Consider the following 13,921-nt stretch of genomic DNA (forward strand, 5'->3'; position numbering starts at 1 on the left):
CTGTTAATAAATGGTATAAAGGGGATTTGCTCATGGATGTGTTCGGCACACTCATCTGGCTCGGGATAATCATCAATCCGTTTCTTGCGTATCAAACGAAAATCAAGCCGCTTTATCGCATCACACTCATCTCATTCATCGTATTCTTCATGACGTGGGGGTATGCTGTGACGGGAGGGGTGGCACCGGTGCTATTCGATACAGTTTGGAACGTCCTTCTTATCGCGTATGTCGGTCTTTTAGTATTGAATAGTTATGTGGTCAGCAAACGATTCGTTCCACAGATGACATGGGTTCGTTTTGGTGCAATCGCACTGATTGGCGTTGGTGTCAGTCAAGCGTGGTTAGGACTGAGTACAGGAGAGTGGACACGATCATTCTTCATGGACGGGGACTTCTGGATGATGAGCGTCATCGTATCGCTACTGCTCCTGCTTCTCGTCACGATGAAGATGTTAGACCGACGAATAGAAGTATAAAAAAATCCCGAAACGAGGTGATTCGTTTCGGGATTTTGATTATTTCAACGCTGTCTCAAGTGCCTTGACGTTTTCACGCATCAAGTCGAAGTAGCTCTTGTCCATCTGTTCTTTCGTGACCGATTCCAAGTTATAGATCGTCACGCTCTCTGCGCCGATCTCTTGTTTCACGACTTCGGCCACTTTTGGTGTGACCGTGTCTTCGAATGCGATATAGTTCAAGTCGTGGAGACGGGCTTCCTCGATGATCCGTTTGAGAGCTTGTTGTGACGGCTCTTCAGACGGTGTAAGTCCGGCAATCGGCAACTGATCGAAACCATAGCGTTCAGCCAAATAGCCATATGCGGCATGCGTTACAAGTAACTCGGATTTCGAACCGTTCTCGACCGCTGCCTTCAATTCCGCATCGAGGGCGTTCGCTTCGTCTTTGAAGGTGCTTAATCGTTCTGCGAACTCATCCTTATAGTCGGGTGCTTCCTCACTGAATGCGGCTTCGACCGCTTCTGCCATCGATACAGCATTCGTTGGATCGAGCCAAACGTGAGGGTCATACTTTCCGTGGTCATGCTCATCTTCCGAATGTGATGCTTCTTCGTTAGCATGCTCGTCCTCAGAATGCCCTTCGTCTTCAGCATGTCCTTCTTCTTCATGGACATGGACGGTATCCGCCGCATCGAGTAACTTCACGTTCTCGGCTGTTTTGACGAAGGCGACGTTCTGACCCTCTAAACTCTTCTCCATAGACTCGACGTAAGGTTCAAGGTCATGACCAATCGTCAAAAAGAGGTCGGCTTCTGCGATTTGTGTCATTTGCTTTGAAGTTGGCTCATACGTATGCGGATCAGCCCCAGGTGGAATGACCATCTCCACGTGGACGCGGTCGCCACCGATTTCTTCGGCTAATGATTTTAATGCAAACGTTGAAGCGAAGACGGTCAGTTGACCATCTGTCGATTCAGATGCGTTATCTCCTTCGGTATTTCCACACGCACCAAGTAAAAGCGTACCGGCTACGACTGCGCCTAACCAAGTTTTCTTCATCTTCCATCTTCCACCTTTCAAGTTATCTGAATATTAAATCGTAACTGTTACGTTTTATGACTGCGAGTAATATTATAGTGTGACCTTTGGAGCACGTCAAGTCCGACTTCTGATGGATAGATTTTTGAAAAAAGCGGGAATATGATTAAAAAAAGGAACGAGGAGTGGATTGTATGAGAAAGGAGACTGCCTGGTTTGTCGGGGGCGCGGCGATTGCTGCGGCGACGGCAGCCGGGGCTAGCGTGTGGAGTCAGTACGGGTCCCTTGTCAGATGGCAAGAACCCAAGTTGCCGATTCAACCGACAACACGCCGGCGCCACACGTACACGTATAAAATTGTTCACGATCGTCCGCTCCAATTTGATTTGTATCTCCCCCCTGGGGAGGGACCGTTCCCGGTGGCGGTATATGCTCATGGGGGAGCGTTCGTCAGAGGGAATCGGAGTATGGTGACCCTGTTTCATCCGTTGCTCGACCACTTTTTGGGGAAAGGGATCGCGGTCGTCAGCATCGATTACCGTCTATTTGAAGACGGGGTGTACTTCCCTGACAATATTTTTGATGTTTCTGATGCCCTGTGCTATTTGAAACAACATGAATCGCTGTTGACGCTAGATACAAGTCAACTACTCGTTTGGGGGGACTCAGCAGGCGCCGCGCTCATGCTTGCGGCTGCGCTCGATCGTCATCGACAATTTGCGGGCGATTTGGGAGACGACCTCCCGACCATCAAAGGGGTCATCGCCTTGTATCCACCGACAAACTTTTTATTGTTCAAATTTATCCAGACGTGGCTCGCTCACTTAAAGTTCTATGAAGGAAGCCGTGAGGAATGGCGTGAGTTGATGGTAAAATGCTCCCCGGTCTCCCATCTATATGCCGATGCCCCGCCGATTTTACTGCTACACGGGAAGAAAGATCCGATTGTCCCGTTCGGCCAAGCGCTTCACTTCGTCGAACATGCGAGTGACGTCGGCGCGAACGTTCAACTCATCTCCTTTCCGAATGGAACCCACTCGCTGGCGAGCTTCCTTCAATCGGATAATCCAATCAAAGAAGAGCAACTCATGGCCAGAATCAATCGTTTTATTGAAGAATGTCTCGGATGACGTTGCGATTTTTAGGGAAGATGGTACGATGGGGGATGATTGAAAGAGTAAGGAGTGGAAGTAGTGACAGAGTTATGTTTAGTCAGACACGGTCAGACCGATTGGAACCGTTTAGAAATTATTCAAGGGCGTGAAGATAACCCGTTGAATGCACTCGGACGTCAACAGGCAGAGGAGAGTGCAGCTTTTTTGAGTCAGGAGAAGTGGGACGTCATCGTCTCGAGTCCCTTGTCACGTGCGGTTCACACCGCGCAAGCCATTGCGACAGCCTGTGGCATCGAACATAAAGCGATTCTGCTAGATGAGCGTTTCATTGAACGTGAATTCGGAGCGGCATCCGGGCAACCCGTGAAAGGGATTTACGAGGCGGTTCAAGCGGATGACCAGAATCAGATTCCGGGTCTCGAAACGGAAGACGAGATGCGTACACGGGTCTTAGAAGGAATGAATCATTTGGTGGATACGTATTCTGGCAAACGCATCATTGTCGTCTGCCATTCTCATGCAATCAAAGCGGCGCTTTCTGCCATCGATGGGGCATATACGTTCCGTCACGCCATGCGAAACGCCTGCTCGAACTATATCACCCATCAACAAGGTCGGTTTGAAGTGAAGGCGGTCAACGTGGCTGACCATATCACCGATCCGACCATTATGAAATGAGGAGAATGTCATGACGACCTTACTATGGGTATTCATTATCGCATCATTTGTGGTCGCTTTTGCAGGACTCATCTATCCAGTCATCCCGAGTGTCTTGTTCTTGTTCATCGGATACATGATTTATGGATTCGGTTTTTCGTTTGAACCATTGACCTGGACATTCTGGGTATGGCAATCGGTCTTCCTCGTCTTCTTGTTCGGCGTCGACTATGTCGTCACCCGGGCTACAGTGGATAAGCGAGGCGGTTCGGAGCGAGCGAAATGGGGTGCGACAATCGGTTTGATTGCGGGACCGTTTATTTTCCCGCTCGTCGGGGTTTTGATTTTCCCGTTCATCTTCGCTTTCTTGGCGGAGTTGACACTCGGGAAGACGACACGTGAAGCGTGGAGCATCGGCGTCGGCACCGTTCTCGCCTTTCTCGGCAGCACGCTCTTAAAAGTGATCGGGATGACGATGATGATCATCCTATTCTTTATCTACGTGTGAGGCGGAGATGTTTCTCCGTCTTTTTAGTTTGAAAGGTGAATGGTTTTGGGGAAAGAAAAACAGGTCATCTGATTATTCGAATGACCCGGTTTTGACCAATTGATTGAAAGCGGAGCGACTGAACGATTGTTGCATTTCGACTTTTTTCTCGAAGAAGGCGGGCTTTAAATTCGAGGTGGCGACGCCATCTTGGATCAACGAATCGAGTACTTGCTTCGTCGCGTCTTGTTTCGGCATCAACATGAGTCCTTCAGCGACGAACGTATGATGGTCGTTCAAGGCCCTCTCGCTCGTGAACGTCAGTGCGAGCGCAGCCGGGGCGTTCGTTGGCGACGTGATGACGGCTTCAGCGAGGATGAGGATGCGTTTGTTTAAGTAATGATGGAGCGTGACAGCCGACTCGGTCGGCACGAGCATTTCGAGGAGCCATTCTGAATCGTGCTCCTTCGAGATGATTAACCCATCGAGTAAATCGATCGGTAAATTCAGTTCATTGCCGTATTCGTCTTGGACGAGACGGACTTGGACGAGGCGAAACGTTTTCATGGGATCGTTCCTTTCCGCGTTTTCTTTAGACCATCTTAACACAGTCTGAGGAATAGAATGTGTTAAGATAACGGGGAAGAAACAGAAAAATAGAGAGTGAGGGAGGCATCAAGATGAGTTGGGTTGTTGGCGTAATCGGGTATGTGACGATTCTCGCAATCGTCTATTATGGTGTCCTTTTCTTCAAAGTGAAACGGGAGCGGAGTCGGGCCGGCTATCGGATCTTTCTCTTGCTTGCCGGATTGTTTTTAGTCAGTGGGAGCGATTATATCATTGCGTTGTTCCAAGGAGACACCGAAGCGACGTTTTGGCAACGGACCGTCTATTTTGTCTTGATATTGCTCTCTTTGTCGATTGCGCTTTACTTTCGGAGAAAAGAAGATCAAAGCCAAGCAGGCGAGATGACGATGGTATAAAAAAACGGCTGTGGGTATGCACCCACAGCCGTTTTTTTATTTTGGTACCCGCGTTTTGCGAATCATATCGAGTTTTAAATCCCATAGTGGCTTGCTGAACGTCACCGAATACACTTCCGGTAAACGGAGACGCTTGTACTCTTCCCACAATCCGTTCATCTGCTCGTGATGATATGCACGAATCTCACTTGTGCTTGGAAGGTCGTATACGCGTTTCCCATCAAGGAAGATCGGTTGCAACAAACGTTTCACGTTGAAGTTACGTGTCTTGATCTTGAAGGCCGGGTCACGGACGTCAATCAAGTCGATCTCGGTGTACGATTCGACCGGTTCATCGGCGAGGGCGATATAGTCGCCTTTGAACTTTTTCGTTTCGTTGTCGATGATGCGATACAACTCTTTCTTGTGAGGAGTCGTCGTCTTCACCTTGGAAGAAGATACTTTGATGACCGGCTTTAATTCACCAGATTCATCCTCACGCGCGACGAGCTTATAGACCATCCCGAGTGCCGGCTGCTCGTAAGCCGTGATGCCGCGTGTCCCAACGAGGAACGTATCGGCCTCTGCGCCTTGCATCCGTAAGTCCTGGATGACATACTCATCCAAATCCCCAGAGACGACGATTTTGACGTAGTCGAGCCCTGCTTCATTCAACGCCTTCCGGGCACGCTTCGACAAGTAGGCGAGGTCCCCAGAGTCGAGTCGTACTGACTTGAGACGATGGCCCTTCGCCTCGAGCTCTTTTGCGACCGTAATCGCGTTCGGCAGACCGGATTTGAGTGTGTCATACGTATCGATGAGAAGGCTTGTGTTGTCCGGGTACATCTCAGCGAACGAACGGAATGCGCTCAATTCATCATCGTGGAACTGAATGTCGGCATGCTCCATCGTTCCTCCTGTCGGGACATCAAAGTCACGACCGGCTGACACGAGACTTGTCACATCAAAACCAGCGATGTAAGCCGCACGTGTTCCGTAGTAAGCCGCATCGACACCTTGCGCGCGACGAGCTCCTCCTTCAAGGAGTGTCTCGTTCGGAGCAGCCTGACGAATGCGTGCATACTTCGTGGCAATGAGTGATTCGTGGTTCGCGATATTGAGTAGCGCCGTTTGGAACAGCTTCGCTTCAAAGATGGTCGATTCAATCCGAACGACTTGTTCATGTGGGAAGATGACTTCTCCTTCGCGAACACTATATAGTGAACCAGTGAACTTGAAGTTCCGTAAGACGTCTTCGAATTCATCTTCGAATCCGAGTTGCTCTTTCAAATAGGTGATGTCCGCCTCCGTAAAGGAGACGTTCTCTAAGTAGTGAACGATATTCTCGAGTCCGGCGAAGACGACATAACCACCACTAAATGGATTCGAGCGATAGTAAAGGTCGAAGACGACCTTTTCATTATGGCGACCTTGCTTCCAGTAAATATACATCCAACGTGGAAGATAAAGATCTGTGTGAAGGGCTAAATTACGATGTAACATATGATTTCCTTTCTGTTTTACGTCACTTTCCGACGACTGTCGCACCGAGTGTTGTGACGAAATGTTCGAGCGCCCATTCATGGCCGACCGGGTTGAAGCTTTGAACGGCATCGGCATGGACGACGATTTGATAACCGAGGTTGTAGGCATCTACGGCTGTATGGAGTACACAAATATCCGTGCAGACACCGACGAGATGAACTTCTGTGATTCCGCGTTCCCGAAGACGCAGGTCAAGGTCAGTTCCGGCAAAGGCACTATAACGTGTCTTATCAATCCAGTGGTCTGCCTGTTTTGCAGCTTCCTTCACAGAACCGTACAACTCACGGCCCTCTGTCCCGCGGATATTGTGCGGTGGGAACAACGTCGTTTCAGGGTGGAACGTGTCACCTGCATCATGGACGTCGTTCGCGATGACGACATAGTCATCCGTTGCGAATGTCCCAATCAATTCGACGATCCGTTCTTCAATCTCTTGCCCGGGTTTCCCACAAGTCAAACGACCACTGTCTGCGATAAAATCAAATGTATAATCAATAACAATCAATGCGCGCATGGGAGATGCTCCTCTCTCGTAATGAAAATGATGGCTGTCCATCTCATTCTAATTCATTATACATCATGCACGGAAGATTATTTTTCTTCGGTTTGGGTAGATTAAGACAGTAGACTGTATAGGGAAAGGGGATTGTGACGATGGTATTATCGCAAAGTGAATTGACAGAGGAACTGTCACGGTTGAACGGTTGGGAAGAAGTGAACGGGGAGATTCAAAAGACGTATCGGCTGGAAACATTTCCGGAGGCCATTCAGTTCGTGCATCTTGTAGCAGATTTGGCTGAATCGCTCGATCATCATCCGAACATCTTGATTGAATATCGGAACGTGACATTGACCGTCTCGACCCATGACGAAGGGGGCATTACGGAGAAAGACATCACACTCGCGAAAGGGTGTGAGGAACTTGTCTAAGCTCTATATGACTTTTGCGTCAGGCAGCGTGGCGGAGCGTCTTCGAAAGGAGCCAGGCGTCATCGCGGCGAATGGACACGAAACGATTTTGCTCGCAGAAGGAGAGAAGTCTCCGTTCAAGAGCGGTAAAGTGTTTGAAATTGAAGAGGCGTCGGGCGAATTCGTGAAAAAAGGGAACATTTTATACGCGAACGTTCCGGCAGATGAGAATGCCCGCTCCCTGTTGTTTCACCACTTGTTGACGGAAAAGGCGCCACTCGGTGTCAGTCATGATGGGTTTTCGGCATACCGATTAGGTGTCGACCCGGATGATAATCATGCCGTCGTCTTTATTCAGTTCACGTCTGGTGGGAAACACTTTCGTGATACAGAGGACTATGCAATCCTTGAAGACCGCTTGAAGCGAGCGGTCGAACAGCGCGGTGCAGGTCCCGTCATAAAACACTATGTCGTCAGTGAGTCAGATAATCTATAATAAAAGATAACGTCATGTTAGGGGAGGATTTTTATGAACAAGAATTATTTCTGGTTGGGGATGGCTGCGGGTGCGGTAATCGGCGCAGCAGCATCACTTCTCCATAGCGAAACGCGCGATCAACAAGTGAGACAACTGAAAGGCATCAAGTCGAAGTTGAAATCATCGAATACGTCGACTGAGGCACATGCGGTCGGTCTACAAGCGTCATCGAAAGGCAACTTGAAAGACCGTGTCATGGAATGGAAATCGCTTTACGAAGAAAACCAAGATACGATTCAAAACCTCGTCGAAGACGTGAAAGACTTAGTGGATGCGCTTCAAGAGGCTCGTCATAAAAATCAAATCTAATCAAATGGCCAAGCGATTTCGCTTGGCCATTTTTCGTACCTTCTTTATAAGAACTGTGCCAATAATCCGAAGATGGCCAGTCCGATGATGATGTAGAAAAACCACTTTCCGTCCCCGGAATGAATGACAGGGGGCGTGTACGAACGTTGCTTATACTTCCCGTAGCGCATCGGGCGCGTATACGGGACGGTGAAACGTGAGAGTGGGATGGCAAGTAAGAATCCGGCCAAGAACCCGTACACATGTCCCCAAAGGGAAACGTTCGAACCAATCAATGTGAAAACGGCACTGATAGCGACGAAGATGTAGACCAAGCGGGCATCTTGGCTGTACATCAACGTGCGACGGAAACGACCGATGAATACGTAGAATCCGAGAATGGCCAAGATGGCGCCTGACGCCCCGGCTTGTAGATAAAACAAGTTACTGACAGTGAAATACGTGAGCAGGTTGGCGAGCGCTCCAGCGAATACATAAAACAAGGCAAATTTCACGTGTCCGACCATTCGTTCCATCGCCGGTCCGAAGATGATCAGTGCGAACGAGTTGAACAGCAAGTGACCGAGACTCAAATGAATGAAGTTGGCCGTGACCAAGCGGTACCATTGTCCGTCCGCGAGTGCCAAATGGAACGACCCTCCCGTCGCCACGATTCGTAAACCAGGAGCGAAAGAATCGATGACAAACACAAGGAGTTGGATTACAATGAACAGCGTTACGAGTGGATATGCCCGTACAAACGTTTGAACATTTTCCGTACGACTAAACATAACATCACCTCTTTCCTCAATTGTATAAGGAAACGGGGAAAAAAGGAAAGGAGCGAGTGTCCTGTGATTGTAGGAATCGGAGTCGATATCGTCGAGCTTGATCGGATGGCTCGCTCGATGAAACAACCACGTTTTTTAAAACGGCTGCTCACCGATGCGGAATATGAACTGTCTCAACAGTATCCGCTCCCGCGTCAAATCGAGTTTGTCTCGGGTCGCTTTGCCGCGAAAGAAGCTTACGCCAAGGCAATCGGGACTGGCATCGCACACGGGTTATCCTGGCGTCATATTGAAATTTTACCGGATGAGACGGGTCGACCTGTCATGACCGCGCCGTTTGCGGGGAAAATCCATGTCAGCATCAGCCATAGTCAAACATACGCCATCGCACAAGTCATCTTAGAAGAGGAGGGACATCATGTTTCGTCCTAGTCGAATCGAGATTGATCGGGCGGCCATCGTCCATAATATAAAAGAATTAACGAGACGGATTCCGCAGGACCTCATGGCGGTCGTCAAAGCGAATGCCTACGGACACGGGGCCATCGAAGTGGCGAAGATCGCCCTGGAGAACGGAGCGACTATGCTCGGGGTCGCGTTACTCGAGGAAGCGCTCGAACTCCGCGATGCGGGAATCGAAGCACCGATTCTCGTCATGGAAGCGCAATTCCCTGAATATGCCGGAGTGGCGGCAGAACAGGGGATCACGTTGTCCGTATTTTCTGCCGAATGGTTACGAGAGGCAGCTCCATATATAGAAGAAAAGCCGTTGACGGTTCATATCAAAGTCGATACCGGGATGGGACGCCTCGGACTTCGTACCCGTGAACAGTTGGATGCCTTACTTGAAGAAGCGACCGATTCGTTTGTGGTGGAAGGAATCTATACCCACTTCGCAACGGCGGATGAGCTCGATAGCAATCTGTATTATACACAGCAAGAGCGGTTCGAGCGTTTGATGGATGGTCTCCACGAGCGGTTCCGCTATATCCATACGTCGAACTCGGCCGGGGCCATCCGAATGGCCGGACAAGACGTTCCTTATAATCTGGTTCGTGTCGGCATCGCGCTCTATGGGTTATATCCGTCACGTGAGATGGAGACATTCTATTCGTTCCTGCGCCCGGCCTTCACACTAAAAAGTCAGCTCATGCAGGTGAAGCGGCTAGAGGCAGGTCAGACAATCAGTTACGGCGCGACGTATACAACGTCAGCCGATGAATGGATTGGTACCGTTCCGGTCGGATATGCGGACGGTTGGTTACGAAAGGCGAGCGGATTTGAAGTGGAGGTCAATGGGATTCGTTGTCCGATCGTGGGACGCGTCTGTATGGACCGCTTCATGATCCGACTTCCAAAGGAGTTTCCTGTAGGGACGGACGTGACCCTTGTCGGTGGAAACGTCGCCATTGATGAACTCGCCTCATATCTTGGGACGATCAACTATGAGATCGTTTGCCAATTCACGAGCCGATTGCCACGTCTTTATGTGTGAATCATAAATCGTGTGAAATTATCTGAATTCTTTCTCGATTTCTCTATATTTTCCCATTCCCGCGTGTTATATTGATAAAGAACGCGGGAGAATTTCCGCCAGTCCATGAAACGATTCTGGAGGTGTAAGATGTTGAAGCAGCGAACTGCGGGTGCGCTAGCGTCCGTCCCAGATCGGTTCTCGCAACAAGGGGGTCCGATTTCGATGAAAGACCGTGAAACACTGTCCTTGAACGATGTAGTGACATACTTGTCTAAAGAAATTGCTGATCGACAACAAACACTGCGTGAAGAATTGGCGAGAGGCTATCAAGAGATGGCCGCGTTTAACTTGAATATGGCAGAAGAGATGCTAATGATTGAAACCGAAGCCGAACACGCTCTCTTACGTCAAGTAAGTGGGGTGTGAGCAACGTGATCGTAAAGCGTGGTGACGTGTTTTATGCGAATCTGTCGCCCGTAGTCGGCTCAGAGCAAGGTGGCGTTCGACCCGTTCTCATCGTACAGAACGACATCGGCAATCGCTTTAGCCCGACCGTCATTGTCGCTGCGATTACAGCTCAGATTCAAAAAGCAAAACTGCCGACTCATGTGGAAGTATATCAAGAGAAGCACGGACTCGAACGAGATTCTGTGATTTTGCTTGAACAGATTCGAACGATTGATAAGCGTCGTCTGACGGATAAAGTCACTCATCTCGATGATGAGACGATGCATAAAGTGGACAGAGCGCTAGAGATCAGTATGGGATTGATCCCTCTCTAGCCTTACATAGATAAGACTGGTACATAGGTATCGGTCTTTTTTTAAACTTTTTAAAAAAAGTGGTTTAAGATTTTGTTAGAGGGGAATTTAAGTTAATCGTACTCAATTTTTCTGTACGGACATTTAGGAGGGAATAGACGATGGATTTAGCGATTCGCGAGCAAGTCATTGGAGAACAATTACACCTTTACGTATCCGGAGAAGTGGATACATATACTGCACCAAAATTGAAAGAAGTATTGCATCCGGCCATCAGTGAGCAAGATGTGGTCGTTCATTTAGACGAAGTGGAGTATATGGATTCGACAGGTCTTGGCGTGTTCGTCGGGGCATTAAAAATTGCCACGCGTAACGAAAAAGAGTTGTCACTTGTCGGAGTCACAGACCGAGTCAATCGTCTGTTCGAATTGACGGGTCTTCACAAACTTCTTTCTATTAATTCGAACGTAAGAGGTGGCACGCAATGAATAATGTTGAACAGACGGTCATGACGTTCCCGGCCAAACCCGAATATGTCGGTGTGGTTCGATTAGTCGTTTCAGGAATCGCTAACCGTATGGGATATACGTACGACGAGATCGAAGATATTAAAATCGCGGTCTCGGAAGCATGTGGCAACGCCGTCCAACATGCTTATGACGATCATCAAGATGGAGAGGTCAAACTCGCTTGTGGCGTCTATGCAGATCGTCTTGAAATCACGATTGAGGATTCCGGCAAGACGTTCGCAGATGATGTGAAGCGTCAAGCCGCTCCGGTCGAAGAGACGACCGAAATTGAATCGCTCCATGAAGGAGGACTTGGTCTCTTCTTGATCGAAGCATTAATGGACGATGTCTCGATCAATAAAGACAACGGTGTCAAAGTGACGATGACAAAACTCCTCAATAGGGACGAGGTGGATCAGAGTGCCAGCAAAATCTCAACAACGCCATCACAGTGATGACGAGGTACTAGAGTGGATTGAACGCTATCAACAAGACGATCAAAACGAAGAAGTGCAAATGCTCCTCATCAACCGCTATTCTGACCTCGTTGAAGCACTCGCGCGTAAATTCTCGCGTGGTCGTGCGATTCATGACGATCTCGTACAAGTTGGGATGATTGGGTTACTGGCGGCACTTCGTCGATTTGACCCGGAATTTGGTCGTAGCTTCGAGTCGTTTGCTGTCCCGACCATCATCGGCGAAATCAAGCGATTCATTCGTGACAAGACGTGGAGTGTCCACGTGCCACGTCGAATCAAAGAACTCGGTCCAAAAATTAAGAAGACAGTCGAGGAGTTGACGACCGAATTACAACGTTCGCCACGAATCGATGAAATTGCCGATCATCTCGGCGTGTCCGATGAAGAAATTCTCGAAACGCTCGAGATGGGTAAGAGTTATCAAGCCTTGTCGGTCGATAGTTCAATCGAAGCGGATAATGAAGGCAGTACGGTCACATTACTCGACTTGGTCGGTAGCCAAGAGCGCGGGTACGAATCAGTCGACCAGCGTCTCATTTTAGAGAAAGCGTTCAATGTCTTAAACGAGCGTGAACGCGCCATCTTGGAATGCGCCTACTATAAGAATATGAGTCAAAAAGAGACAGGAGAACTTCTTGGAATCTCGCAGATGCATGTGTCCCGTTTGCAACGGCGAGCACTCGAAAAGCTGCGTGAAGCCATCAAGGTCCCACTCAATGAAGTATTCTCAAGCGATGACTAATCGAGTCATCGCTTTTTTGTTTGAATGTTTGCTACACTTTGAAAGAGATCAAAAAAGGAAGTGATTCAAGTGATTACGAAAGTGGCTAACGCGTTAAACTTGAAAGTGAACCAAGTCGAGACGGTTCAGCAGCTCGCATCTGAAGGGGCAACGATTCCGTTCATGGCCCGTTATCGGAAGGAAATGACGGGGAATTTAGACGAAGTTGAAATTAAAGGAATCTTGGATGCTCTTCAATATGAAGAGAGCCTGCAAAAACGCAAGGCGGATGTCCTGGCTAAATTAGAAGAGTTGGAAAAAAACACGCCTGAACTAACGAAAGCGTTAGAGGCGGCGACAACCCTTCAACAAGTGGAAGACATCTACTTGCCCTATCGTCCAAAACGACGTACGAAAGCAGAACAGGGACGTGAGAAAGGACTGCAGCGGCTTGCGGACTGGTTCCGGGACAAATCACCCTATTCTTCGGACAAGGTAAAAGAACTTTCTCAAGACGTCAAGGTGGAAGAGGCGTTGCCGCTCGTTCATGCGATCATCGGCGAAGAATGGGGCGAAGAAGCGAAACTGCGCCAGATGCTTCGCGATCGTGTACGAAAAGAAGGACTCTTGCGCTCGAAGAAGAAAAAACAAGCGGAAGACGAAAAAGAGATTTTTGCGCAGTATTATGAATATGAAGAGAAGATTGCTGGCATTGTCCCGCACCGTGTACTCGCCTTGAACCGTGGGGAACGCACGGACGTGCTCCAAGTGAAGGTGGTGTTTGACGAGTCGCGCTTCATGGATCAAGCCCTCCGTACATACGAACGACTTCCGAAAGAAAAGCGTGAGGTTGTCGAGGTAGCTGTGACTGAGGCGTACAAGAAGTCGGTCTTCCCCGCCATCGAACGAGAGATTCGTGGGGAGCTGACAGAAAAGGCAGAAGAGCAGGCGATCGATGTCTTCTCAAAAAACTTGAAACAACTCTATATGCAACCGCCACTTCGAGAGGTCGTCGTCCTAGGAATCGACCCGGCTTATCGAACTGGTTGTAAATGGGCAGTCGTCAATGAAATCGGAAAAGTCGAAGAGGTTGGTGTCTTCTATCCGACGGCACCGAAACATGATATCGCCGGCGCTGAAAAAGTACTGACGAGACTCGCGAAGAAATATTCAATCTCGGTTA

General features: G+C 48.9%; 21 protein-coding genes (1 of these 21 only partly in view). 16 read left to right on the forward strand and 5 right to left on the reverse strand.

Annotated elements, in window-relative coordinates; translation table 11 throughout:
- Nucleotides 1-32 precede the first annotated feature (32 nt).
- Complete coding sequence (locus tag BV910_RS01885) at nucleotides 33-479, forward strand: hypothetical protein (RefSeq protein ID WP_078146149.1); 447 nt, start codon at nucleotides 33-35, stop codon at nucleotides 477-479.
- A gap of 39 nt (nucleotides 480-518) precedes the next feature.
- Here BV910_RS01885 and BV910_RS01890 read toward each other — a convergent pair whose 3' ends face one another.
- Entirely contained in the window at nucleotides 519-1,520 is a 1,002-nt protein-coding gene (locus BV910_RS01890) for a metal ABC transporter solute-binding protein, Zn/Mn family (protein ID WP_078146150.1), read from the reverse strand.
- Nucleotides 1,521-1,693: 173 nt separating this feature from the next.
- On the opposite strand from BV910_RS01890, the gene BV910_RS01895 reads away from it, so the two are divergent.
- The 3 genes from BV910_RS01895 (at nucleotide 1,694) to BV910_RS01905 (ending at nucleotide 3,779) form a co-directional block, all read left to right on the forward strand.
- The gene (locus BV910_RS01895) at nucleotides 1,694-2,629 is read left to right on the forward strand and encodes an alpha/beta hydrolase (protein ID WP_078146151.1); all 936 of its coding nucleotides are present in this window, start codon (nucleotides 1,694-1,696) and stop codon (nucleotides 2,627-2,629) included.
- 63 nt (nucleotides 2,630-2,692) lie between these two features.
- Complete coding sequence (locus tag BV910_RS01900; protein WP_078146152.1) at nucleotides 2,693-3,292, forward strand: histidine phosphatase family protein; 600 nt, start codon at nucleotides 2,693-2,695, stop codon at nucleotides 3,290-3,292.
- Nucleotides 3,293-3,302: 10 nt separating this feature from the next.
- Nucleotides 3,303-3,779, forward strand: coding sequence for a DUF456 domain-containing protein (locus tag BV910_RS01905; protein ID WP_031424439.1), 477 nt, complete (start codon nucleotides 3,303-3,305; stop codon nucleotides 3,777-3,779).
- A 72-nt stretch (nucleotides 3,780-3,851) separates the two neighbouring features.
- Here the strand turns inward: BV910_RS01905 and BV910_RS01910 are convergent, their stop codons facing one another.
- Nucleotides 3,852-4,325, reverse strand: coding sequence for a YwpF-like family protein (locus BV910_RS01910; protein ID WP_031424441.1), 474 nt, complete (start codon nucleotides 4,323-4,325; stop codon nucleotides 3,852-3,854).
- A 113-nt stretch (nucleotides 4,326-4,438) separates the two neighbouring features.
- On the opposite strand from BV910_RS01910, the gene BV910_RS01915 reads away from it, so the two are divergent.
- Nucleotides 4,439-4,741, forward strand: coding sequence for a hypothetical protein (locus BV910_RS01915; protein WP_078146153.1), 303 nt, complete (start codon nucleotides 4,439-4,441; stop codon nucleotides 4,739-4,741).
- Nucleotides 4,742-4,777: 36 nt separating this feature from the next.
- Here BV910_RS01915 and BV910_RS01920 read toward each other — a convergent pair whose 3' ends face one another.
- Both BV910_RS01920 and BV910_RS01925 read right to left on the reverse strand, forming a co-directional pair.
- Complete coding sequence (locus tag BV910_RS01920) at nucleotides 4,778-6,223, reverse strand: nicotinate phosphoribosyltransferase (protein ID WP_078146154.1); 1,446 nt, start codon at nucleotides 6,221-6,223, stop codon at nucleotides 4,778-4,780.
- Nucleotides 6,224-6,245: 22 nt separating this feature from the next.
- Nucleotides 6,246-6,779: a cysteine hydrolase family protein gene (locus BV910_RS01925; protein WP_074034877.1), complete on the reverse strand. Its 534-nt coding sequence runs from the start codon at nucleotides 6,777-6,779 to the stop codon at nucleotides 6,246-6,248.
- Nucleotides 6,780-6,919: 140 nt separating this feature from the next.
- Here BV910_RS01925 and BV910_RS01930 point away from each other — a divergent pair, with 140 nt between their 5' ends.
- The 3 genes from BV910_RS01930 to BV910_RS01940 are packed head-to-tail and all read left to right on the forward strand — an operon-like array spanning nucleotide 6,920 to nucleotide 8,021.
- Nucleotides 6,920-7,195 (forward strand): 4a-hydroxytetrahydrobiopterin dehydratase, encoded by a 276-nt coding sequence (locus BV910_RS01930; RefSeq protein WP_078146155.1) that lies wholly within the window; start codon nucleotides 6,920-6,922, stop codon nucleotides 7,193-7,195.
- Nucleotides 7,188-7,670, forward strand: coding sequence for a hypothetical protein (locus BV910_RS01935; RefSeq protein ID WP_240499776.1), 483 nt, complete (start codon nucleotides 7,188-7,190; stop codon nucleotides 7,668-7,670). The genes BV910_RS01930 and BV910_RS01935 overlap by 8 nt, the downstream gene beginning before the upstream one ends.
- A gap of 33 nt (nucleotides 7,671-7,703) precedes the next feature.
- The gene (locus BV910_RS01940; protein WP_015880545.1) at nucleotides 7,704-8,021 is read left to right on the forward strand and encodes a hypothetical protein; all 318 of its coding nucleotides are present in this window, start codon (nucleotides 7,704-7,706) and stop codon (nucleotides 8,019-8,021) included.
- 44 nt (nucleotides 8,022-8,065) lie between these two features.
- On the opposite strand, the gene BV910_RS01945 is transcribed toward BV910_RS01940, so the two are convergent.
- The gene (locus BV910_RS01945) at nucleotides 8,066-8,791 is read right to left on the reverse strand and encodes a rhomboid family intramembrane serine protease (protein ID WP_078146156.1); all 726 of its coding nucleotides are present in this window, start codon (nucleotides 8,789-8,791) and stop codon (nucleotides 8,066-8,068) included.
- A 63-nt stretch (nucleotides 8,792-8,854) separates the two neighbouring features.
- Here BV910_RS01945 and acpS point away from each other — a divergent pair, with 63 nt between their 5' ends.
- The 8 genes from acpS to BV910_RS01985 all read left to right on the forward strand — a co-directional run.
- Entirely contained in the window at nucleotides 8,855-9,223 is a 369-nt protein-coding gene (gene acpS, locus BV910_RS01950; protein WP_031424460.1) for a holo-ACP synthase, read from the forward strand.
- Nucleotides 9,210-10,286, forward strand: coding sequence for an alanine racemase (gene alr / locus BV910_RS01955; RefSeq protein ID WP_078146157.1), 1,077 nt, complete (start codon nucleotides 9,210-9,212; stop codon nucleotides 10,284-10,286). Before acpS ends, alr begins: the two co-directional genes overlap by 14 nt.
- Nucleotides 10,287-10,415: 129 nt before the next feature.
- The gene (locus tag BV910_RS01960; RefSeq protein ID WP_078146158.1) at nucleotides 10,416-10,694 is read left to right on the forward strand and encodes a hypothetical protein; all 279 of its coding nucleotides are present in this window, start codon (nucleotides 10,416-10,418) and stop codon (nucleotides 10,692-10,694) included.
- A 5-nt stretch (nucleotides 10,695-10,699) separates the two neighbouring features.
- Entirely contained in the window at nucleotides 10,700-11,050 is a 351-nt protein-coding gene (locus BV910_RS01965) for a type II toxin-antitoxin system PemK/MazF family toxin (RefSeq protein ID WP_026824472.1), read from the forward strand.
- Nucleotides 11,051-11,190: 140 nt separating this feature from the next.
- Entirely contained in the window at nucleotides 11,191-11,517 is a 327-nt protein-coding gene (locus tag BV910_RS01970) for an STAS domain-containing protein (RefSeq protein WP_015880558.1), read from the forward strand.
- Nucleotides 11,514-11,993 (forward strand): anti-sigma B factor RsbW, encoded by a 480-nt coding sequence (rsbW, locus tag BV910_RS01975; protein WP_015880559.1) that lies wholly within the window; start codon nucleotides 11,514-11,516, stop codon nucleotides 11,991-11,993. Before BV910_RS01970 ends, rsbW begins: the two co-directional genes overlap by 4 nt.
- Entirely contained in the window at nucleotides 11,959-12,759 is an 801-nt protein-coding gene (gene sigB / locus BV910_RS01980; protein WP_015880560.1) for an RNA polymerase sigma factor SigB, read from the forward strand. Before rsbW ends, sigB begins: the two co-directional genes overlap by 35 nt.
- A 69-nt stretch (nucleotides 12,760-12,828) precedes the next feature.
- On the forward strand, nucleotides 12,829-13,921 hold the 5' portion of the coding sequence (locus BV910_RS01985) for a Tex family protein (RefSeq protein WP_078146159.1). Its footprint extends 1,037 nt past the window's final position; the window shows 1,093 of its 2,130 coding nt (coding positions 1-1,093); it begins with the start codon at nucleotides 12,829-12,831; its stop codon lies off the right edge, out of view.

Origin of the sequence: Exiguobacterium sp. HVEsp1, assembly GCF_002009685.1 — a bacterium.
GTDB lineage: Bacteria > Bacillota > Bacilli > Exiguobacteriales > Exiguobacteriaceae > Exiguobacterium > Exiguobacterium profundum.